Source organism: Bacillus sp. FSL L8-0528 (genome assembly GCF_038593085.1).
Taxonomy (GTDB): Bacteria; Bacillota; Bacilli; order Bacillales; family Bacillaceae; genus Bacillus; species Bacillus paralicheniformis.
Genome location: NZ_CP151961.1, coordinates 618,792 through 638,886, shown reverse-complemented (window position 1 = coordinate 638,886; position 20,095 = coordinate 618,792). Strand labels below are relative to the sequence as shown.

General features: G+C 47.1%; 16 protein-coding genes, 4 tRNA genes, 3 rRNA genes and 1 pseudogene. 5 read left to right on the top strand and 19 right to left on the bottom strand.

Annotated elements, in window-relative coordinates; genetic code table 11:
- Nucleotides 1-72: 72 nt before the first annotated feature.
- Entirely contained in the window at nucleotides 73-807 is a 735-nt protein-coding gene (locus MHI30_RS03230; protein ID WP_065643942.1) for a CPBP family intramembrane glutamic endopeptidase, read from the top strand.
- Nucleotides 807-998 carry a YdiK family protein gene (locus tag MHI30_RS03225; protein WP_065643975.1) on the top strand — a complete coding sequence of 64 codons (192 nt, stop codon included), beginning with the start codon at nucleotides 807-809 and terminating at the stop codon, nucleotides 996-998. Before MHI30_RS03230 ends, MHI30_RS03225 begins: the two co-directional genes overlap by 1 nt.
- Nucleotides 999-1,042: 44 nt before the next feature.
- On the opposite strand, the gene tatC is transcribed toward MHI30_RS03225, so the two are convergent.
- From tatC to moaC, 4 genes are read right to left on the bottom strand one after another with little or no spacing between them, the layout of a single operon-like run.
- Nucleotides 1,043-1,819 (bottom strand): twin-arginine translocase subunit TatC, encoded by a 777-nt coding sequence (tatC, locus tag MHI30_RS03220; protein WP_130627163.1) that lies wholly within the window; start codon nucleotides 1,817-1,819, stop codon nucleotides 1,043-1,045.
- Nucleotides 1,820-1,825: 6 nt separating this feature from the next.
- Nucleotides 1,826-1,999: a twin-arginine translocase TatA/TatE family subunit gene (locus MHI30_RS03215; protein WP_020450330.1), complete on the bottom strand. Its 174-nt coding sequence runs from the start codon at nucleotides 1,997-1,999 to the stop codon at nucleotides 1,826-1,828.
- 42 nt (nucleotides 2,000-2,041) lie between these two features.
- Nucleotides 2,042-2,686: a redox-sensing transcriptional repressor Rex gene (locus MHI30_RS03210; protein ID WP_065643940.1), complete on the bottom strand. Its 645-nt coding sequence runs from the start codon at nucleotides 2,684-2,686 to the stop codon at nucleotides 2,042-2,044.
- 3 nt (nucleotides 2,687-2,689) lie between these two features.
- A complete protein-coding gene (gene moaC, locus MHI30_RS03205) occupies nucleotides 2,690-3,196 on the bottom strand; it encodes a cyclic pyranopterin monophosphate synthase MoaC (protein WP_065643939.1) in 507 nt (168 codons plus the stop codon).
- Nucleotides 3,197-3,342: 146 nt separating this feature from the next.
- Here moaC and MHI30_RS03200 point away from each other — a divergent pair, with 146 nt between their 5' ends.
- The gene (locus MHI30_RS03200; RefSeq protein WP_075752721.1) at nucleotides 3,343-5,268 is read left to right on the top strand and encodes an ABC-F family ATP-binding cassette domain-containing protein; all 1,926 of its coding nucleotides are present in this window, start codon (nucleotides 3,343-3,345) and stop codon (nucleotides 5,266-5,268) included.
- A gap of 239 nt (nucleotides 5,269-5,507) precedes the next feature.
- Here MHI30_RS03200 and tsaD read toward each other — a convergent pair whose 3' ends face one another.
- The 15 genes from tsaD to MHI30_RS03125 form a co-directional block, all read right to left on the bottom strand.
- Nucleotides 5,508-6,533 carry a tRNA (adenosine(37)-N6)-threonylcarbamoyltransferase complex transferase subunit TsaD gene (gene tsaD / locus MHI30_RS03195; protein WP_003179232.1) on the bottom strand — a complete coding sequence of 342 codons (1,026 nt, stop codon included), beginning with the start codon at nucleotides 6,531-6,533 and terminating at the stop codon, nucleotides 5,508-5,510.
- Entirely contained in the window at nucleotides 6,523-6,981 is a 459-nt protein-coding gene (rimI, locus tag MHI30_RS03190; RefSeq protein ID WP_003179229.1) for a ribosomal protein S18-alanine N-acetyltransferase, read from the bottom strand. Before rimI ends, tsaD begins: the two co-directional genes overlap by 11 nt.
- A 12-nt stretch (nucleotides 6,982-6,993) precedes the next feature.
- Nucleotides 6,994-7,683, bottom strand: a complete 690-nt coding sequence (tsaB, locus tag MHI30_RS03185) for a tRNA (adenosine(37)-N6)-threonylcarbamoyltransferase complex dimerization subunit type 1 TsaB (protein ID WP_075752723.1) — start codon at nucleotides 7,681-7,683, stop codon at nucleotides 6,994-6,996.
- On the bottom strand, nucleotides 7,664-8,140 hold the full coding sequence (tsaE, locus tag MHI30_RS03180) for a tRNA (adenosine(37)-N6)-threonylcarbamoyltransferase complex ATPase subunit type 1 TsaE (RefSeq protein ID WP_065643935.1): 477 nt from the start codon (nucleotides 8,138-8,140) through the stop codon (nucleotides 7,664-7,666). Before tsaE ends, tsaB begins: the two co-directional genes overlap by 20 nt.
- An 8-nt stretch (nucleotides 8,141-8,148) precedes the next feature.
- Nucleotides 8,149-9,132: a thiamine-phosphate kinase gene (gene thiL, locus MHI30_RS03175; protein WP_075752725.1), complete on the bottom strand. Its 984-nt coding sequence runs from the start codon at nucleotides 9,130-9,132 to the stop codon at nucleotides 8,149-8,151.
- Nucleotides 9,133-9,359: 227 nt separating this feature from the next.
- A tRNA-Asp gene (locus tag MHI30_RS03170) sits at nucleotides 9,360-9,436 on the bottom strand.
- A 36-nt stretch (nucleotides 9,437-9,472) separates the two neighbouring features.
- Nucleotides 9,473-9,549: transfer RNA gene (locus MHI30_RS03165), tRNA-Met, on the bottom strand.
- A 12-nt stretch (nucleotides 9,550-9,561) separates the two neighbouring features.
- Nucleotides 9,562-9,677 (bottom strand): 5S ribosomal RNA (gene rrf, locus MHI30_RS03160).
- A 59-nt stretch (nucleotides 9,678-9,736) separates the two neighbouring features.
- Nucleotides 9,737-12,666 (bottom strand): 23S ribosomal RNA (locus tag MHI30_RS03155).
- Between the two features lie 171 nt (nucleotides 12,667-12,837).
- A 16S ribosomal RNA gene (locus MHI30_RS03150) occupies nucleotides 12,838-14,387 on the bottom strand.
- The 16S, 23S and 5S rRNA genes sit together here with 4 tRNA genes alongside, the layout of an rRNA operon.
- A 96-nt stretch (nucleotides 14,388-14,483) precedes the next feature.
- Nucleotides 14,484-14,557: transfer RNA gene (locus tag MHI30_RS03145), tRNA-Gly, on the bottom strand.
- A gap of 12 nt (nucleotides 14,558-14,569) precedes the next feature.
- Nucleotides 14,570-14,646, bottom strand: a tRNA-Arg gene (locus MHI30_RS03140).
- A gap of 608 nt (nucleotides 14,647-15,254) precedes the next feature.
- On the bottom strand, nucleotides 15,255-16,676 hold the full coding sequence (locus MHI30_RS03135; RefSeq protein ID WP_075754047.1) for a sugar porter family MFS transporter: 1,422 nt from the start codon (nucleotides 16,674-16,676) through the stop codon (nucleotides 15,255-15,257).
- Nucleotides 16,677-17,140: 464 nt separating this feature from the next.
- Nucleotides 17,141-17,788 carry a class A sortase gene (locus tag MHI30_RS03130; RefSeq protein ID WP_075754023.1) on the bottom strand — a complete coding sequence of 216 codons (648 nt, stop codon included), beginning with the start codon at nucleotides 17,786-17,788 and terminating at the stop codon, nucleotides 17,141-17,143.
- Between the two features lie 98 nt (nucleotides 17,789-17,886).
- A complete protein-coding gene (locus MHI30_RS03125; RefSeq protein WP_256700721.1) occupies nucleotides 17,887-18,372 on the bottom strand; it encodes a SpaA isopeptide-forming pilin-related protein in 486 nt (161 codons plus the stop codon).
- 6 nt (nucleotides 18,373-18,378) lie between these two features.
- Here MHI30_RS03125 and MHI30_RS03120 point away from each other — a divergent pair.
- Together MHI30_RS03120 and MHI30_RS03115 are read left to right on the top strand one after the other, a co-directional pair.
- Nucleotides 18,379-18,678 (top strand): annotated as a pseudogene (locus MHI30_RS03120) (ATP-binding protein); the annotation flags it as partial.
- A 206-nt stretch (nucleotides 18,679-18,884) separates the two neighbouring features.
- Nucleotides 18,885-20,057 carry an iron-containing alcohol dehydrogenase gene (locus MHI30_RS03115; protein ID WP_075754021.1) on the top strand — a complete coding sequence of 391 codons (1,173 nt, stop codon included), beginning with the start codon at nucleotides 18,885-18,887 and terminating at the stop codon, nucleotides 20,055-20,057.
- Nucleotides 20,058-20,095: the final 38 nt, after the last annotated feature.

The following is a 20,095-nucleotide window of genomic DNA, read 5'->3' as shown; positions in this document are numbered from 1 at the left end:
CTATAATTTAAAAAGAGTGTGTTACAATAAACATAGTCTGATTTAGATTTTTAGAAAAGGAGTACATAAAGCTTGAGAAAACAATACTGGTTTATTATATTGGCATACGTTCTCATGCAATTGTCGGCCTATGTCGGCTTGCCTCTTCTCTACTTCTTGGGAGTGGGCAAAGGACAGCCAAAGGCAGAAGCCCAGCTTACATTGACAGGCGTCTGGTCTGTCATCGCGTTTACCCTCTGTCTCGTTATCGTGCTGCTGATTTTGCGGACGGTGCCGAAGACGACGCTTCGCAACCGTCCGAAAGCATCGGTTGGAGCGTCAATCGGATGGGCGGTAGCCGGCGTCTTTCTCGCTTTGTTTGCGCAGACAATTGCCGCTTCGATCGAAATGAACTTGTTCGGGGTCAACCCGGAATCCGAAAATACGCAGCGGATCATGGAAATCATCACCGCATTGCCGCTGATGGTGTTTGTCTCTTCTGTATTCGGTCCAATTCTTGAAGAAATCATTTTCAGAAAGATCATTTTCGGTGCGATCTATGAGAAAACGAATTTTTTCGTTGCCGCTCTGTTCAGTTCGGTGCTCTTCTCGGTCGTCCATTTGGATTTCAGCCATCTGCTCATTTATACGGCAATGGGATTCACATTCGCCTTTTTATATGTCAGGACCAACCGGATTATCGTGCCCATTTTCGCCCATGTCGCCATGAATACTTTCGTCGTCTTGCTGCAGACATTTCGGGAGCCTATTGAAGAATATTTGAAACACGTCGAGAAAATGCAAATGATTATTGGAGGATTTCTATGATGAGAAGCCCTAAATTCTGGGGAGCGATTTATTTGTTAACGGGTGTGCTGTTTACGTATCTGGCGGCAACCTCGCCCGGAAGCATGTGGTCTTTTTATACGATCCTGCTGATGCTTTTCGCAGCCTATAATATCAGCATTTCCTTTAAAATGTTCGCCCTGGCCGGCAGGATGAAGCGAAAAGATCAATAGCCTTTTATGTGAAGGAAAAGAGCCATTCTGAAAAAGAATGGCTCTTATTTTGTATGGTCGTGCAAAAACGCTTGATTTTCCTCTTGAATCTTTGTTTTTTGCGCCTGCCTGTAAGATATTCTTGAAATCACGATACTGATTTCATAAAGAATGAGCAATGGCACTGAGACCATCAAATGCGACAAAAGCTCAGGCGGTGTAATGAGCGCCGCAATGACGAACAACACAAAATATGCGTATTTTCTGATTTTCGCCAAAAACATCGGCGTCACGAGGCCGAGCCTTGTGATAAACATGATGACCACAGGCATCTGAAACAATAAGCCAAAAGGAAGCGTCAACTGAAGCAGAAACTGAAAATATTCGTAAATTCCGATGACCTGGTTGACATTCAGATCATCTGAGACTCTTGTCATAAAGTCCACGACAAACGGAAATAAAATAAAGTAAGAAAAGGCAATGCCGCCTAAAAAAAGAATAATCGATACCGGAATATAGCTGAGCGTCACTTTTCGTTCTTTTTCATACAGCCCCGGGCTGATGAAAGCCCACAGCTGGTATAAAACAAGCGGCGAAGTCAAGACGGCGCCGATGATGAACGCGAACTGGACGTAAACAAATAAAGGATCGGTCAGCTTGAACGCGTTAAGCGTCAGCAGCTTCGCTTCATCCGTCTGCTGCAAATAGATAATCAGCGGCTTTGCCAATAAAAAGCCTGCCGCAACAAACAAAACAAAAAAGAAAAAAGTGATCACAAGCCGTCTGCGTAGTTCTGTGATATGTTCTATCAGCGACATTTCTCTTTCCTTCATAAATGTCATCCTATCCTACTGATCTTCTTTCTTTTTATCGGAATCGTCGTCAGCCAAACCTTTTGTTGCATTTTTAAACTCCCTCAGCGTGTTTCCCGCCGCTCTTCCCAGCTCGGGAAGTTTTTTCGGGCCGAATATCAAAAGCGCCACCACGACAATTAAAATAAAGCTTCCAGGACCGATTGGCATAAAGCCTGCCCCCTTTCCTTTATTTATTTTTCGCTTTCCGTTTTACTTTTCCTGCATTGAATAATGTTTCATGAAATACACCAGTGACTGAAGTTCAACCGCCAAATCTATATGATGAATGCGAATGTGTTCCGGCACATTCAAGCGGGCCGGCGTGAAATTAAGAATGCCTTTAATGCCAAGCTCCACCAGCCTGTCTGTAATCGACTGTGCGGCTTGAGCCGGAACCGTCAAAATGGCGACGGGGATATCATCCGTCATATGCTCTTCAAGCCTATTTAGATCATAGACGGGAACGCCGCCGACCTCGGTTCCGATTTTTTCCTTATTGATGTCAAACGCCATGGCGATTTTTGTATTATTATTTTTGATAAAATTGTAATGGAGAAAGGCTGTCCCCAAATTCCCCACGCCAATGAGCGTTACGTTCGTCATTTCATCCTGATCAAGCGTCTTTCTGAAAAAGGACAGCAAATAATTGACATTGTAGCCGTATCCTTTTTTTCCGAGCGCGCCGAAGTACGAGAAGTCCCTGCGGATGGTCGCGGAATCGACTTTGACGGCATCGCTCAGCTCAGCGGAAGATACACGCTGTTTTCCGGATGCATGAAGGTTTTTTAAAAAACGATAATATAATGGCAACCGTTTCGCTGTCGCTTGCGGAATTTTTGAATGATCCATGTTCATAAACTAATCCTCCATGTCTACATCAGCTTTTTCCCTTTTATAGTCACCGTTTTTCCCGCCTGTCTTTTCAAGAAGAAAGGTCGGTCCTATCACCATTCCCTTATCCGCCGCTTTGCACATGTCATATACGGTCAGCGCACATACGGAGGCGGAAGTTAACGCTTCCATTTCCACACCTGTGCTCCCTTTGGTCTTCACTTTAGATTGAATATGAAGGATGCTCTTCTGTTCTTTCTCCTCCCAGCGAAAGGCGATGTCGATTCCTTTCAGAGCGATCGGATGGCACATCGGGATGATGGCGGATGTCTGTTTTGCAGCCATGATTCCGGCCACTTGCGCAACCGCCAATACATCGCCTTTTCCGATTTCCCGGTTTTTGATTTTTTCATGTACTGTTCGATTCATTGTCACGCTTGAAACAGCCGCAGCTGTGCGCACTGAAGCTTCCTTTTCGCTTATATCAACCATCTTGGCTCTGCCTTGTTCATTAAAATGTGTAAACTCATTCATGTTCTGAACTCTCCTTATAACGATCATACACTATTTTTTTCATTCTGTCTTTTTCTTTGGCTAAAATCTTCCAGACTTCACTTAATTGTTTGCTGACTGCGCAGTGATAGGCTACACTTAAAATAGCAGACAAGAGGTGAAAGATCATGATGATTTTACAAGTGAACCAGCTTTCAAAATCGTTTGGAGCCGATACGATTTTAACGAATATAAAACTCGAAGTCAGATCTCGGGACCGGATTGCGATCGTCGGACGCAACGGCGCCGGAAAATCGACTCTTCTAAAGATTATCGCAGGAAAACTTTCATATGAAAAGGGGGACATCATCAAGCCGAAAGATTTGACGATGGGCTACCTTGACCAGCATTCCGGCCTCGATTCCAAGCTGACGCTCAAAGAGGAATTGCTGTCGGTATTTGATTTTCTAAAAAAAATGGAAAAAGAAATGCGCGCGATCGAGGAAAAGATGGCGCAGGCCGGACCGGACATGCTTGAATCATTGATGAAGACGTATGACAGGCTTCAGCAGGAGTTCAAGGACAAAGGCGGCTACCAATATGAGGCAGAGGTCAGATCCGTCATGCACGGGCTCGGCTTTGCGGGATTTGACGACTCCGTCCGCGTTCAGGATTTAAGCGGAGGCCAAAAAACAAGACTTGCCCTCGGAAAAATGCTTTTGACAAAACCCGACCTCCTCATTTTGGACGAACCGACAAACCACTTGGATATCGACACCCTGACATGGCTCGAACAATATTTGCAAAGCTACAGCGGAGCGATTTTAATCGTTTCCCATGACAGGTACTTTCTTGACAAAGTGGTTACCCAAGTTTACGAGATTACCAGGTCCCAAAGCAAAAAATATATCGGGAACTACAGCTCTTATCTCCAATTAAAAGCCGAGCAGCTGGAAAGGGAAACAAAGCTTTACGAAAAGCAGCAGGACGAAATCGCCAAGCTGCAGGATTTCGTCGATCGGAACTTGGCAAGGGCTTCGACGACGAAACGGGCGCAGAGCAGACGAAAGCAGCTTGAACGGATGGAGATCATGGACAAACCGCTTGGAGATGAAAAGTCGGCGTCATTCCGCTTTGAAATTACAAGGCAAAGCGGAAACGATGTACTGCGAGTGGAAGACCTGACGGTAAGCTATCAGGACCAGCCCCCGCTTCTCCGTTCACTGGATTTTCGCATTACCCGCGGGGAAAGCGTTGCACTAGTCGGGCCGAACGGAATCGGCAAGTCGACCCTTTTGAAAGCATTGATCCAAAAGCTGCAGCCGGTGTCGGGAACAATCGCGACGGGCTCTCACGTCTCAATCGGATACTACGACCAGGAACAGGCTGAATTGACGTCGTCAAAACGCGTGCTTGACGAGCTTTGGGACGATTATCCGGAGATGAATGAAAAGGATATCAGGACCTGCCTCGGCAACTTCTTGTTCTCGGGAGAAGATGTATTAAAGCCTGTACATGCATTAAGCGGTGGCGAAAAAGCCAGGCTTGCCCTCGCCAAGCTGATGTTGCAAAAAGCGAACTTCCTTATTCTTGATGAGCCGACAAACCATCTCGACCTGGACAGCAAGGAAGTCTTGGAGAACGCTTTAATCGATTACCCGGGAACGATATTATTTGTGTCCCATGACCGCTATTTTATCAACCGGATTGCGACAAAAGTACTGGAGCTTTCTCGCGACAAAGCCGAAGAATATTTAGGCGACTACGATTATTACACGGAAAAAAAAGCGCAGCAGCTTGAACTGAAAGAACTAGAAAAACAGACGGAAGAGCGTCAGAAAGCCGCTTCCGAAAAACCGGGCGCAAAAAAGAGCTATGAAGAAGAAAAAGAGCTGAAAAGAAAAGAACGCCAGCGGCAGCGCAGGATTGAAGACATCGAAACAAGAATTACGGCCATTGAAGAACAAATTGAAAAGAATGAAGAGCTCCTATGCAATCCCGACGTCTTCCAAGACCACGAGAAGGTTCAGGAAATCCACTCTGAAAATGAACAGCTGAATGAGGAGCTTGAACAGCTGTTATCAGAATGGGAAACACTATCTACAAATGAATAAAGGATGAGCCGCTCCAAGCCGGAGCGGTTTTTTTGTCCACAATTGAAATCCTTTATTTAAAAGAAAGAAAGCGATTTACCCACAATATCCACAAATAACATAATATTTATACACATTACTAACAGGTAAAAAAGGTCTGTAAATTAAGGTTTTTAACATTATACACAAGACTGTGGATATGTGTTGATAACTTGTTAATAACTTTTTCCGGGTAAAAAAACCTCACAAAGCGTGAGGTTTCAATAAGACGTCAGATCTAAGCCAGGCTGACCATTCATATCATATTTTCCTCTGATTCCTTTTTCAAAAGCAACCGTACCTGCGGCGGCAATCATGGCGGCATTGTCCGTACACAGCGAGAGCGGCGGGATCAAAAGCTCGATCTCCGGACGGCTGCTGAACGTTTTTTCGAGCGCGGCTCTCAGCCCTTTGTTTGCAGCAACTCCTCCGGCAAGCAGCACCTGTTTGACGCCATAAGCTTCCGCAGCGCGTTCCGTTTTTGTCACGAGGACATCTATGACGCTTTCCTGAAAGCTGGCTGACAAATCTTCCGGAGCTATCGTTTCGCCTTTTTGTGAAGCGTTGTGAAGCGTGTTGATGACTGCAGACTTCAATCCGCTGAAGCTGAAATGATAAGAGCCTTCTTCAAGCCATGCGCGCGGCAGCGGCACATTTGCCTCGCCTTTTTGCGCAAGTTTGTCAATGTGAGGTCCACCCGGATAAGGAAGCCCCATCGTTCTCGCCACTTTGTCATAGGCTTCGCCTGCAGCATCGTCGAGCGTCTCTCCGATTACTTCAAATGAGCCGTGCTCTTTCATATATACGAGTTCGGTGTGGCCGCCTGAGACGACAAGGGCAATCGCCGGAAATTGAATGTCCTGAACAAGCCTGTTGGCATAGATGTGACCGGCAATATGATGCACGCCTACGAGCGGTATGCCCCGGGCAAAACTGAGCGCTTTCGCAGCATTCACGCCGATCAATAGAGCGCCTACAAGCCCCGGTCCTTCCGTTACTGCAATGGCATCAATGTCATCAAACGTCATGTCCGCTTGTGCAAAGGCTTCCTCAAGCACGATCGTGATCTGTTCCACGTGATGCCTTGATGCGATCTCGGGAACGACGCCCCCAAACCGTTTATGACTCTCGATTTGCGACGCTACGACATTTGAGATGATGTCCGTCCCGTTTTTGACAATCGCAGCGGCAGTCTCATCACAGCTTGTTTCGATTCCTAATACATACAGATCTTTTTTATGATTCATTTAGTCTCACCCACATTAATAATGCATCTTCCCCATTATCGGTATAATAATTTTTGCGAATTCCTCCCGGCTCAAAGCCGAGCTTTTTGTATAAGCTCTGTGCAATATGATTCGATACCCTCACCTCTAAAGAAAGCTGAACCGCCCTTTTCATCCGGCAAAGCTTCATGGCCGCCTTCAAAAGAGCTTCACCGAAGCGGCGGCCCCGGTATGCAGGTGAAACGGCAATATTGGTGATCTGGGCGTCATCCATTACGATCCAAATCCCGCAGTAGCCGACGACTTGCTCCTCAACTTCGAGAACGAGATAATGAGCATACATATTGTGAAAAAGCTCATGATGAAAAGATTCTTTTTTCCACGGAGAAGAAAAAGAGCTTTTTTCAATTTCAAAAACCTGGTCCAAATCCTTTGGATTCATATCGCGTATGACCATTTGCGTGTTCATGGCTTCACCCGTTTACTTTTGTTTTTCAAGCCAGACGGCCTCGGCTTCGGCCAGACGAATATAGTTTGGAACAATGCTGTGCACTGGCTCGTCCTCTTTAAGTTCTCCGATTAAAGCCAATTCTGAAGGTCTTGGAAGCTGCAGGGCAGGGTCTGCAATAACCGCTTGTTCATCGAGAATCCGTTCGATCATTTCCCTGTGAATCCCGGTGTCGCTTCCTATGAAAAGGACTTGCTGATCCATGGCTTTCAGCTTTTTTAGCCAATCTTCAAGCAGAATGTTCTGGTCCTCTTCCAATCCATGGAGTTTGCCGTCCCTATACTGGTACAGTCCCGTATAAACCTGACCGCGCCTAGCATCAAACAACGGACAAATCAAGCCTTGGAAAAAACGGCCGTTTGCCGCAAGCACTTCAAGGCTTGAAACGGTTTTAATCGGAATATTTAATGACCATGCAAGCGTTTTGGCAATCGTAACGCCGATCCGCACGCCTGTATATGAACCCGGACCTTTGGCAACTGCAATTTGGGTCAGGTCATTCGGCTCTAAGCCGCACTCTTTTAGGAGTTCATCGATCGCCGGCATAGCTCTGACCGAATGGTTTTTCTTTAAGTGGGATATATGCTCGGCTATCACTTTTCCGTCTTTAATTAATGCCACGCCGAGCGTTAAATTGGATGTATCAATCGCAAGTATCGTCATGTTTGCTGATCTCCTCGCAAAGATTTTCGTAGCGGCTGCCTTGAGGGGTAAAGGTCAGCTTTCGTTCATCATCGCCAAGCCGTTTAATGTTAACCTCAAGGCGTTCTTTGGGAAGTTGCTCCTCAATCAAATGCGCCCATTCCACAAGGCAGACGCCGTCTCCCTCAAAATATTCATCTAATCCGAGATCTTCCGTTTCATCTTCCATTCTGTAAACATCCATATGAAACAGCGGAAGAGAGCCGTCCCGGTATTCTTTGATGATGGTAAAAGTCGGGCTGCTGACAACCCGCTTGATTCCGAGCCCTTCGGCAAATCCTTTCGTAAAAGTCGTTTTGCCTGCTCCAAGGTCGCCTTCCAATGTGATGACATCACCGGGCAGAACATACTTTGCTGCCAGTCTGGCAATGTTTTTTGTCTCTTCAGGCTCTGTCGTTTTCCACTCTAACGTTTTCACTTTACTTGTCACCTGTCTTGTTTAAAATGGTTATATCCTTTTTTTTCGAGAAGAACGCGGTCCTGTCCATTATGATAATACACGTCCGCCTGCCCTTGTTGTGTGACGCGGCCGATTTGATAAACCGGCACATGTCGCTCAGAGCATTCCTGACTAAAACGTTCCCATTGATCACTAGAAATCGTGCCGACGAGTTCAAAATCCTCGCCGCCGAAAAGGACCCATTCTTCCCATTTTGTGTGCAATGTATGTATATCCGAATGGATTGGAATCAACTCTTTATATATGTCAATGGAAACACGGCTCGCTTCGGCAATTTCATTTAATTCGCTGGCAAGCCCGTCGCTGATATCATTAAGTGCCACATGATGATAGCGCGAACAGATCAAACCTGCCTCAATCCTCGGCATAGGCCTCTTGTGCCGCTCTATAAAATATTGAGACTGCTTCTCGTCTTTCATCTCTGCTTGGCCCAATATAAAAGCCAGACCGGCAGCAGATGAGCCAAGTTCTCCCGTCACAAAAACGACATCCCCGGGTTCGGCATGGCTTCTTAGACAAGATCTGCCCTTTTCAATCTCGCCGATTACTGTTACGGTCAAAACGAGCGGCCCGTTGGCAGATACGGTGTCACCGCCGATTAAGTCCATTTGATATAGTGTCGCCAGTTTATTCATTTCTTCATACATGGCTTCAATATCCGCCGCGCGCCAGCCGGAAGGAACAGCGATGGACACAAGATAATACTTGGGTCTGCCTCCCATCGCGGCAATATCACTAATATTCACAGCCAATGCTTTATATCCGATATCGGCAGGCGATGAATGGGATGATAAAAAATGAATACCGTCGACCATCGTATCAACCGCAACAATCTCCTGATAACCGTTCTTTGTATGATAAACAGCGGCATCGTCTCCAATACCGATTTCTATTTCCCGGTGAAAAAGCGAACGGGGCGTAATCCTTTGAATCAATTCAAATTCGTCCATAAGATCATTTGCTCCTTTGCTGTTGCAACCAATCAAAACACTATCATTAGTTTATCGAATTCTCACCAATTATCCAAGAAATAAAGAAACACGGCTAACATTGTGAGGAACGCCTAGTACCTTCCTGTATGCAAAGAAAGCTTGGCTGAAGCCAAGCTTTCAGCATAGACCTGAAAGAAGACATAAAAAAAAAACGAAAACCTCAAAGATTTCGTTTGTGTACAACATGGCGGTCCGGACGGGACTCGAACCCGCGACCTCCTGCGTGACAGGCAGGCATTCTAACCAACTGAACTACCGGACCACTTTTTATTTATTTTCTTTGTATGGAAATTATATTTGGTTGCGGGGGCAGGATTTGAACCTGCGACCTTCGGGTTATGAGCCCGACGAGCTACCGAACTGCTCCACCCCGCGATAATATAAACAGCTTGGCGGCGTCCTACTCTCACAGGGGGAAGCCCCCAACTACCATCGGCGCTGAAGAGCTTAACTTCCGTGTTCGGCATGGGAACGGGTGTGACCTCTTCGCTATCGCCACCAAACTAATTTGAGAGGTGTTCTCTCAAAACTAGATAACGGTCAGACGATTCACAAAAGTATTTAGGTTAAGTCCTCGATCGATTAGTATCTGTCAGCTCCATGTGTCGCCACACTTCCACCTCAGACCTATCAACCTGATCATCTTTCAGGGATCTTACTTCCTTGCGGAATGGGAAATCTCATCTTGAGGGGGGCTTCATGCTTAGATGCTTTCAGCACTTATCCCGTCCGCACATAGCTACCCAGCGATGCCCTTGGCAGAACAACTGGTACACCAGCGGTGCGTCCATCCCGGTCCTCTCGTACTAAGGACAGCTCCTCTCAAATTTCCTGCGCCCGCGACGGATAGGGACCGAACTGTCTCACGACGTTCTGAACCCAGCTCGCGTACCGCTTTAATGGGCGAACAGCCCAACCCTTGGGACCGACTACAGCCCCAGGATGCGATGAGCCGACATCGAGGTGCCAAACCTCCCCGTCGATGTGGACTCTTGGGGGAGATAAGCCTGTTATCCCCGGGGTAGCTTTTATCCGTTGAGCGATGGCCCTTCCATGCGGAACCACCGGATCACTAAGCCCGACTTTCGTCCCTGCTCGACTTGTAGGTCTCGCAGTCAAGCTCCCTTGTGCCTTTACACTCTGCGAATGATTTCCAACCATTCTGAGGGAACCTTTGGGCGCCTCCGTTACCTTTTAGGAGGCGACCGCCCCAGTCAAACTGCCCACCTGACACTGTCTCCCTGCCCGATAAGGGCAGCGGGTTAGAAGGTCAATACAGCCAGGGTAGTATCCCACCGATGCCTCCACCGAAGCTGGCGCTCCGGTTTCCAAGGCTCCTACCTATCCTGTACAAGCTGTACCAACATTCAATATCAGGCTGCAGTAAAGCTCCACGGGGTCTTTCCGTCCTGTCGCGGGTAACCTGCATCTTCACAGGTACTATAATTTCACCGAGTCTCTCGTTGAGACAGTGCCCAGATCGTTGCGCCTTTCGTGCGGGTCGGAACTTACCCGACAAGGAATTTCGCTACCTTAGGACCGTTATAGTTACGGCCGCCGTTTACTGGGGCTTCAATTCGCACCTTCGCTTACGCTAAGCGCTCCTCTTAACCTTCCAGCACCGGGCAGGCGTCAGCCCCTATACTTCGCCTTACGGCTTCGCAGAGACCTGTGTTTTTGCTAAACAGTCGCCTGGGCCTATTCACTGCGGCTCTCTCGGGCTTGCACCCTAACAGAGCACCCCTTCTCCCGAAGTTACGGGGTCATTTTGCCGAGTTCCTTAACGAGAGTTCTCTCGATCACCTTAGGATTCTCTCCTCGCCTACCTGTGTCGGTTTGCGGTACGGGCACCTCTCACCTCGCTAGAGGCTTTTCTTGGCAGTGTGGAATCAGGAACTTCGCTACTATATTTCGCTCGCCATCACAGCTCAGCCTTATGGGAAACGGATTTGCCTATTTCCCAGCCTAACTGCTTGGACGCGGATATCCAATACCGCGCTTACCCTATCCTCCTGCGTCCCCCCATTGCTCAAATGGTGAGGAGGTGGTACAGGAATATCAACCTGTTGTCCATCGCCTACGCCTTTCGGCCTCGGCTTAGGTCCCGACTAACCCTGAGCGGACGAGCCTTCCTCAGGAAACCTTAGGCATTCGGTGGAGGGGATTCTCACCCCTCTTTCGCTACTCATACCGGCATTCTCACTTCTAAGCGCTCCACGAGTCCTTCCGGTCTCGCTTCACAGCCCTTAGAACGCTCTCCTACCACTGTTCGTAAGAACAGTCCGCAGCTTCGGTGATACGTTTAGCCCCGGTACATTTTCGGCGCAGAGTCACTCGACCAGTGAGCTATTACGCACTCTTTAAATGGTGGCTGCTTCTAAGCCAACATCCTGGTTGTCTAAGCAACTCCACATCCTTTTCCACTTAACGTATACTTTGGGACCTTAGCTGGCGGTCTGGGCTGTTTCCCTTTCGACTACGGATCTTATCACTCGCAGTCTGACTCCCAAGGATAAGTCTTTGGCATTCGGAGTTTGACTGAATTCGGTAACCCGGTAGGGGCCCCTAGTCCAATCAGTGCTCTACCTCCAAGACTCTTACCTTGAGGCTAGCCCTAAAGCTATTTCGGAGAGAACCAGCTATCTCCAGGTTCGATTGGCATTTCACCCCTACCCACACCTCATCCCCGCACTTTTCAACGTGCGTGGGTTCGGGCCTCCATTCAGTGTTACCTGAACTTCACCCTGGACATGGGTAGATCACCTGGTTTCGGGTCTACGACCACGTACTCATGCGCCCTATTCAGACTCGCTTTCGCTGCGGCTCCGTCTTTTCAAACTTAACCTTGCACGGGATCGTAACTCGCCGGTTCATTCTACAAAAGGCACGCCATCACCCGTTAACGGGCTCTGACTACTTGTAGGCACACGGTTTCAGGATCTCTTTCACTCCCCTTCCGGGGTGCTTTTCACCTTTCCCTCACGGTACTGGTTCACTATCGGTCACTAGGGAGTATTTAGCCTTGGGAGATGGTCCTCCCGGATTCCGACGGAATTTCACGTGTTCCGCCGTACTCAGGATCCACTCAGGAGAGAACGAAGTTTTGACTACAGGGCTGTTACCTCCTATGGCGGGCCTTTCCAGACCTCTTCATCTACCTCGTTCTTTTGTAACTCCGTACAGAGTGTCCTACAACCCCAAGAGGCAAGCCTCTTGGTTTGGGCTGTTCCCGTTTCGCTCGCCGCTACTCAGGGAATCGCATTTGCTTTCTCTTCCTCCGGGTACTTAGATGTTTCAGTTCCCCGGGTCTGCCTTCTCATATCCTATGAATTCAGATATGGATACTGCTCCATTACGAGCAGTGGGTTTCCCCATTCGGAAATCTCCGGATCAAAGCTTGCTTACAGCTCCCCGAAGCATATCGGTGTTCGTCCCGTCCTTCATCGGCTCCTAGTGCCAAGGCATCCACCGTGCGCCCTTTCTAACTTAACCGTTAAAAAGAATCACTACGTGATATCTTGCATTACTAATTGAATGTGATGTCTACTGTTATCTAGTTTTCAAAGAACACGTTTTGAAGGAATGATCCTTCAAAACTAAACAAGATCTAAACGCACCTGTCTATAAGACCGCAAGGTCTTATATTCCGTATAATATCCTTAGAAAGGAGGTGATCCAGCCGCACCTTCCGATACGGCTACCTTGTTACGACTTCACCCCAATCATCTGTCCCACCTTCGGCGGCTGGCTCCAAAAGGTTACCTCACCGACTTCGGGTGTTACAAACTCTCGTGGTGTGACGGGCGGTGTGTACAAGGCCCGGGAACGTATTCACCGCGGCATGCTGATCCGCGATTACTAGCGATTCCAGCTTCACGCAGTCGAGTTGCAGACTGCGATCCGAACTGAGAACAGATTTGTGGGATTGGCTTAGCCTCGCGGCTTCGCTGCCCTTTGTTCTGCCCATTGTAGCACGTGTGTAGCCCAGGTCATAAGGGGCATGATGATTTGACGTCATCCCCACCTTCCTCCGGTTTGTCACCGGCAGTCACCTTAGAGTGCCCAACTGAATGCTGGCAACTAAGATCAAGGGTTGCGCTCGTTGCGGGACTTAACCCAACATCTCACGACACGAGCTGACGACAACCATGCACCACCTGTCACTCTGCCCCCGAAGGGGAAGCCCTATCTCTAGGGTTGTCAGAGGATGTCAAGACCTGGTAAGGTTCTTCGCGTTGCTTCGAATTAAACCACATGCTCCACCGCTTGTGCGGGCCCCCGTCAATTCCTTTGAGTTTCAGTCTTGCGACCGTACTCCCCAGGCGGAGTGCTTAATGCGTTTGCTGCAGCACTAAAGGGCGGAAACCCTCTAACACTTAGCACTCATCGTTTACGGCGTGGACTACCAGGGTATCTAATCCTGTTCGCTCCCCACGCTTTCGCGCCTCAGCGTCAGTTACAGACCAGAGAGTCGCCTTCGCCACTGGTGTTCCTCCACATCTCTACGCATTTCACCGCTACACGTGGAATTCCACTCTCCTCTTCTGCACTCAAGTTCCCCAGTTTCCAATGACCCTCCCCGGTTGAGCCGGGGGCTTTCACATCAGACTTAAGAAACCGCCTGCGCGCGCTTTACGCCCAATAATTCCGGACAACGCTTGCCACCTACGTATTACCGCGGCTGCTGGCACGTAGTTAGCCGTGGCTTTCTGGTTAGGTACCGTCAAGGTACCGCCCTATTCGAACGGTACTTGTTCTTCCCTAACAACAGAGTTTTACGATCCGAAAACCTTCATCACTCACGCGGCGTTGCTCCGTCAGACTTTCGTCCATTGCGGAAGATTCCCTACTGCTGCCTCCCGTAGGAGTCTGGGCCGTGTCTCAGTCCCAGTGTGGCCGATCACCCTCTCAGGTCGGCTACGCATCGTTGCCTTGGTGAGCCGTTACCTCACCAACTAGCTAATGCGCCGCGGGTCCATCTGTAAGTGGTAGCTAAAAGCCACCTTTTATAATTGAACCATGCGGTTCAATCAAGCATCCGGTATTAGCCCCGGTTTCCCGGAGTTATCCCAGTCTTACAGGCAGGTTACCCACGTGTTACTCACCCGTCCGCCGCTGACCTAAGGGAGCAAGCTCCCGTCGGTCCGCTCGACTTGCATGTATTAGGCACGCCGCCAGCGTTCGTCCTGAGCCAGGATCAAACTCTCCATGAAGTTTGATAATGACTACGCACAATAAATGTGCGATTTATTTAATGAATTAACAGGTACGTTTTGTCTTGTTTAGTTTTCAAAGATCATTTTAAAAATTGGAGCGGGTGATGAGAATCGAACTCACGACATCAGCTTGGAAGGCTGAGGTTTTACCACTAAACTACACCCGCGTTGCGAATATATGGCGCGCCCGAGAGGAGTCGAACCCCTAACCTTTTGATCCGTAGTCAAACGCTCTATCCAATTGAGCTACGGGCGCTTCATCAGGCGACTTAACTATAATACTATGAATATCAGTTAAAGTCAAGAAGTTTTTTTGAAGTTTTTCTGCCGAAAGGATGAAGCTTTTTTGTTTCGACTTTATCCATTATACACATTTTAAGGTTTTTGTACACCCCTTAAATGATGAATATTATATCGGCATTTCGAAGTTTTAACTTCGTTGTCTCAGCGACGAATAATAATATATCATGCTTTCAATTCATCCGTCAACACTTTTTTCGTTTTTTTATACCTCTAAAAAAATTAGGCTTACAGCCATTCATAATAGATGACGTTTACCGGACCTTTTCATCTTATGTGATGTTTTATTGAATGTTCCCCGCTTCATCAAGTTATAATACGGAACCAAAGCTGTAAATCGTTAACTTCGACATCACTCTTGCATGATCATTTAATGAAGCTTTTATTTTATGAACGGCTTTTAAGATATCCTAAAGGTGCCTCAAATAGGCTGCTTTTCCGCATCGTATACAAAAATACAGGCAGAAATCTTGTTATAGGAAGATTTCTGCCTGCAAACTTCAAAATCCTTCATCTATATTCTCCGCCGATGGGACTCCACCTGTATGTCCCTTAACAAAATTGTCATCCGCTGATTTTAGCGCTCGCGTCGCTTGGTGCTTTTTCCGATTTGTAGTTGCGGAAACTATGCTCAAGCTGTTCAAGTGTGAGACCTTTTGTTTCAGGAAGGAATTTTTTCACGAATGCAATGGAAAGAAGTCCAAGTCCGACAAAAATGTAGAATGTCGATGACAGTCCAATCGCATCAAGCAATATCGGGAACGAAAATCCGACAAAGAAATTGACGATCCACAAACAAAACACGGTGACGCCCATCCCGAGGCCGCGAACGCGAAGCGGGAATATTTCAGAAAGCATGAGCCATGTTACAGGAGAAATAGCGCCTTGCTGGAATGCAAGAAAGGTTACAGTCAGCGTAAGTACGACATACGGAAGAGCAACTGAACCTTGAAGGGCGTTTGAGAAGATGCCGATTAGCAGCAAAGCTGATGTCGTCCCTATTAAACCGGTCAACAGCATTGGTCTGCGCCCTACCTTCCCTAAAAGCCAAATCCCCACGAATGTTGCCAAAACTGAAATGACACCGTTTGCAATATTTCCGATAAGTGCAGCTTTTGTTTCAAATCCGGCATTTTTGAGTATTTCTGTACCGTAATACATGATAGAGTTTACGCCGGTAATCTGCTGAACGACAGCGATCCCGATTCCGAGAAATACGATTCGGCGCACCCATGGAACAGCCAGATCCTTATAATTCGCTTTTTTCATTTCAGATTCTTTCATGACCGCAGCTTCGATTTCAGCAACTTCCGAATGCGCCCTTTTTTCCTCGCGGATTCTTTTCAGAACGCCCAGCGCCGCTTCATTTTTCCCTTTAGAGACAAGCCAGCGCGGACTTTCGGGCATTCTCAGCATACCAAAGAACAAGAATACAGCCGGTACTGCGGCAATCGCCAGCATGTAACGCCAAACATGGGAACTATCCCCCATTGTGGTTCCGAGGATGGCATTGAAAGTAAATGCCAAGAGCTGTCCGGAGACAATCATTAATTCATTTTGAGTAACCATTCGTCCCCTTTTCTCTGAAGGAGACATTTCAGCCAAGTAAGTCGGTACCGTAACAGATGCTCCCCCTACAGCAACTCCAAGCAGGAAGCGAGAGATGACCATAATCGTCACATCAGGCGCAAGCGTACATCCGAGCGTCGAGAAAAAGAAAAGCACAGCTAGAAAAATGATGTTTTTGCGGCGCCCGATATAATCGGAGAGCCTTCCGCCGAATACCGCCCCCAACGCCGCTCCCAAGAGAAGCGAACTTGCGACCAGCCCTTCTGTAAATGCAGTCAGGTTCAGCTGATCTCCTTCAGACATATAAGGCAAGGCTCCGTTGATCACTCCGGTGTCATATCCGAATAGAAGTCCGCCGAACGTCGAGACTAAAATAATAGTACGCAAAAATGATTTCTGATTTCCCTGTTCATTCATATTGATTTCCCCCGCCTTTGTTTTAAAAAAATGATTTATTTCCAAAGGTTTTCGAAAACATCCTTAATAGGAGCTCATTTCTTTTCCTAAAAGACTCATTTCTAACTTTCGAAAGTCTCGCCAGCCACCCCCCTTAACAGAAAATTGAAAATTTTATTTTGATGGAAGCCGGAGCTTCCGCACAACCAATTACCTACCACGGCATATTTTGGTATCGCTTTCATTTGTATGCCGTTTAAATGCATTGTTAGATTATAGTTATGTTTTTGGTACATCTTTGTTAGGTCTGATATTATCATAATTTTAAAAGCGCTTTCAGTCAACATAAATTTCAGAAAATTTATCTTTTTTTATTTTATAAAGCGCTGTATTATAGGAATCCTATCCAACTCACATGATTTCATTTCTTTTTTTATTATTTATCAGTATTTTTTCACTCTTGTCATTTCATAGTGATCTTTTTGTCACTTTTTTGTGATGTGTGGAATAACAGCAACATGAATCAGCTTTCCTTTAACCACAAGGCGCCCTTCGGTTCTCACGGCTTTGTCACATGTCATCAGCGTAATTTCTTTTTGTTTCGTCTCTTGAATCACATCTGTGTCCATTTCAGAAATGAATTGTTTGGATGTCACAGTGTATATATAGTCTTTTTTAAAGTCTGTGATTTTAACGGTGTCCCCTTTTTTAATGTTGATAAGAGGACCGAATAAGAGGTTCTCCCGCTTCATATGATGTCCGGCCAGCGGGTAGTTGCCCTCGCCCATTTTCTGATCGGGACGCATTGTTGTCGCTCCGTAAAGAAGATTTTGATTGGTTGTGCCTTTCAATATCGGCAGCTTGATATTGACGCTGCTTATGGTGATCCCGCCGATGACCGCTTTCGATTCACGATCGAGACCGGCTTTTACTGTTTCCATAAAAGAAGGCGGCTGAATCGCTTCAAAATCAAATGACGCCTTTTGCGCATTGTTTTGTTCCGCCTGTTCAGCAGTCAATTCAAAACTTTTATTCTTGCTGAGATTGATGATGATGCTTTCTTTCATAAAAGGAGACAAGACGAAGAGTATACCTGATATGACAAGTACGGCAACGATCATTTTTTTATACATGTCTCACAGTCCTTTCTAACCTTAATGTCAAATGAACGAATGCCGTTTTTCAAAAAAGCACCTGACCGGTTTCATGATCAGGTGCATAAATGATTCGTTTACGCCTTTCTTTGTTTCTTTCTTGTGAAGAAAGAGAAGACTCCTCCAGACAAAATCAGCAGGATGCCGATCATGATCGGCATGATGTTGTCTGTGTCACCGGTTTTCGGAAGCGCATCACCTTTAGGATCTCCGTTCGAATTTCGGTCCGGTGTGCCTTTGTTATCTGTTTTAGGGTCTCCTGGGTTGCGATCTGGTGTACCATTGTCAACAGCCGGCGTTTTCAGCTTTTCATTGGACGCTGTGATCTCGACCGGTTTTGACTGTCCTTTTTTTATTTCAAAAGGAATCGGCGTCTCATCCAGCTTATAACCGTCAGGCGCCTTCGTTTCGACAAATTGATAGCGCCCAGGTGCCAATCCTTCCGCAATAAATTGACCGTTTTGATCTGTCGTCCAGACTGCCGGCAGCTTTTTCCCGTTGCCTGCGGCTTTAACAGGCTTTCCATCGGCATTGAGCAGCTTGAATTCCGCTCCTTTCAACACAGCTTAAATGCCGTCCACCACGGCATCAGCAAGAAAAGAGGCGGAGGCTGGATCAAGCTGACGGCAAAAAAAGAAAGCGAAAACCGCTATTATATCAAGGTTGAAGACAATGGAATCGGCATGCCGCCGGAAAAACAACATGATGTCTTTTTCTCTCATTTCACTCATAGCGTCGGTATGAAAAATATCAACCGCAGACTGAAACATTTCTGCGGGAGCGAACTGAATATCGAAAGTGGTCCTGATGGCGGGACCGCTGTCTCAATGGTCATTTCTATCAATGAATCGGCGGACGTTTCAGTATAGTCGTAACCTGAAGATATTCAGAGCGGCCTCATCAGCTTGCCGGCAAAGCCGGCGAGCTTTTTTGTGCAGTAAATCAGGTGTGTGCTTCCTCTCCTCTGTACAATTTGACCCTGTCCTTCGTGAGAACACGGCCTCTTTTTCTATACGATTCAATATGTTATAGTAGAAAACTGTTTTTACATATACCATAGGAGGTTTGTTCATCAATGGAAAATTTCAGCTATTACAATCCAACGAAATTGATCTTCGGAAAAGGCCAGCTTGAACAGTTAAGAAAAGAATTAAAGGTATACGGAAAAAATGTATTGCTTGTTTATGGAGGCGGCAGTATTAAAAAGAACGGCCTTTATGACGAAGTTACGCGCGTATTGAAAGAAGAAGGCGCTGACACGCACGAGCTTTCCGGAGTAGAACCAAATCCGCGTCTTGCTACGGTTAAAAAAGGAATCGAATTGTGCGCCCGGCATGATATCGATTTTCTCCTCGCTGTCGGCGGAGGAAGCGTCATCGACTGCACGAAAGCGATCGCTGCCGGAGCAAAATACGATAGCGACCCTTGGGATATCTTCAGCAAAAAAACGACAGCAAAAGACGCCCTGCCGTTCGGTACGATTTTAACCTTAGCTGCAACCGGATCTGAAATGAACCCCGATTCCGTCATTACAAACTGGGAAACGAATGAAAAATACGTATGGGGAAGCGATGTCACGCATCCGAAGTTCTCCATTTTAGACCCTGAAAATACGTTCAGCGTCCCGGAAAACCAAACGGTTTACGGCATCGTTGACATGATGAGCCATGTGTTTGAACAATATTTCCACAATGTCAAAAACACGCCGCTACAGGACAGAATGTGTTTTTCCGTTTTGCAGACGGTCATCGAAACGGCGCCGAAGCTGTTGGAAGACCTGCAAAACTATGAGCACCGGGAAACCATTTTATACGCAGGCACAATCGCTTTGAACGGCACGCTGCAAATGGGCTATTTCGGCGATTGGGCTTCCCATACGATGGAGCACGCGGTTTCGGCCGTTTACGACATTCCGCACGCGGGCGGCCTTGCGATCTTGTTCCCAAACTGGATGAGATATACGCTTGATACGAATGTCAGCCGCTTCAAAGCCCTTATGCTGAACATGTTTGACATTGACACAGAAGGCAAAACCGATAAAGACATCGCGCTTGAAGGAATCGATAAGCTGTCCGCGTTCTGGACAAGCCTTGGCGCTCCTTCCCGCCTTGCCGACTACGGCATCGGCGAAGAAAAGCTCGATCTGATCGCAGACATCGCCGCTAAAGAAATCGAGCACGGCGGATTCGCCAATTTCCAAAAACTAAACAAAGATGACGTACTCGCCATTCTTCGAGCTTCTCTATAACAACAAAAGGACGGAATCACTAGATTCCGTCCTTTTAT

What these genes read in the sequence shown, in the direction of transcription:
- MHI30_RS03225 (WP_065643975.1), top strand. Translation starts at nt 807, where the DNA reads ATGAGAAGCCCTAAATTCTGGGGAGCGATTTATTTGTTAACGGGTGTG.
- tatC (WP_130627163.1), bottom strand. Translation starts at nt 1,819, where the DNA reads ATGACATTTATGAAGGAAAGAGAAATGTCGCTGATAGAACATATCACA.
- MHI30_RS03215 (WP_020450330.1), bottom strand. Translation starts at nt 1,999, where the DNA reads ATGCCAATCGGTCCTGGAAGCTTTATTTTAATTGTCGTGGTGGCGCTT.
- MHI30_RS03210 (WP_065643940.1), bottom strand. Translation starts at nt 2,686, where the DNA reads ATGAACATGGATCATTCAAAAATTCCGCAAGCGACAGCGAAACGGTTG.
- moaC (WP_065643939.1), bottom strand. Translation starts at nt 3,196, where the DNA reads ATGAATGAGTTTACACATTTTAATGAACAAGGCAGAGCCAAGATGGTT.
- MHI30_RS03200 (WP_075752721.1), top strand. Translation starts at nt 3,343, where the DNA reads ATGATGATTTTACAAGTGAACCAGCTTTCAAAATCGTTTGGAGCCGAT.
- tsaD (WP_003179232.1), bottom strand. Translation starts at nt 6,533, where the DNA reads ATGAATCATAAAAAAGATCTGTATGTATTAGGAATCGAAACAAGCTGT.
- rimI (WP_003179229.1), bottom strand. Translation starts at nt 6,981, where the DNA reads ATGAACACGCAAATGGTCATACGCGATATGAATCCAAAGGATTTGGAC.
- tsaB (WP_075752723.1), bottom strand. Translation starts at nt 7,683, where the DNA reads ATGACGATACTTGCGATTGATACATCCAATTTAACGCTCGGCGTGGCA.
- thiL (WP_075752725.1), bottom strand. Translation starts at nt 9,132, where the DNA reads ATGGACGAATTTGAATTGATTCAAAGGATTACGCCCCGTTCGCTTTTT.
- MHI30_RS03135 (WP_075754047.1), bottom strand. Translation starts at nt 16,676, where the DNA reads ATGAATGAACAGGGAAATCAGAAATCATTTTTGCGTACTATTATTTTA.
- MHI30_RS03130 (WP_075754023.1), bottom strand. Translation starts at nt 17,788, where the DNA reads ATGTATAAAAAAATGATCGTTGCCGTACTTGTCATATCAGGTATACTC.
- MHI30_RS03115 (WP_075754021.1), top strand. Translation starts at nt 18,885, where the DNA reads ATGGAAAATTTCAGCTATTACAATCCAACGAAATTGATCTTCGGAAAA.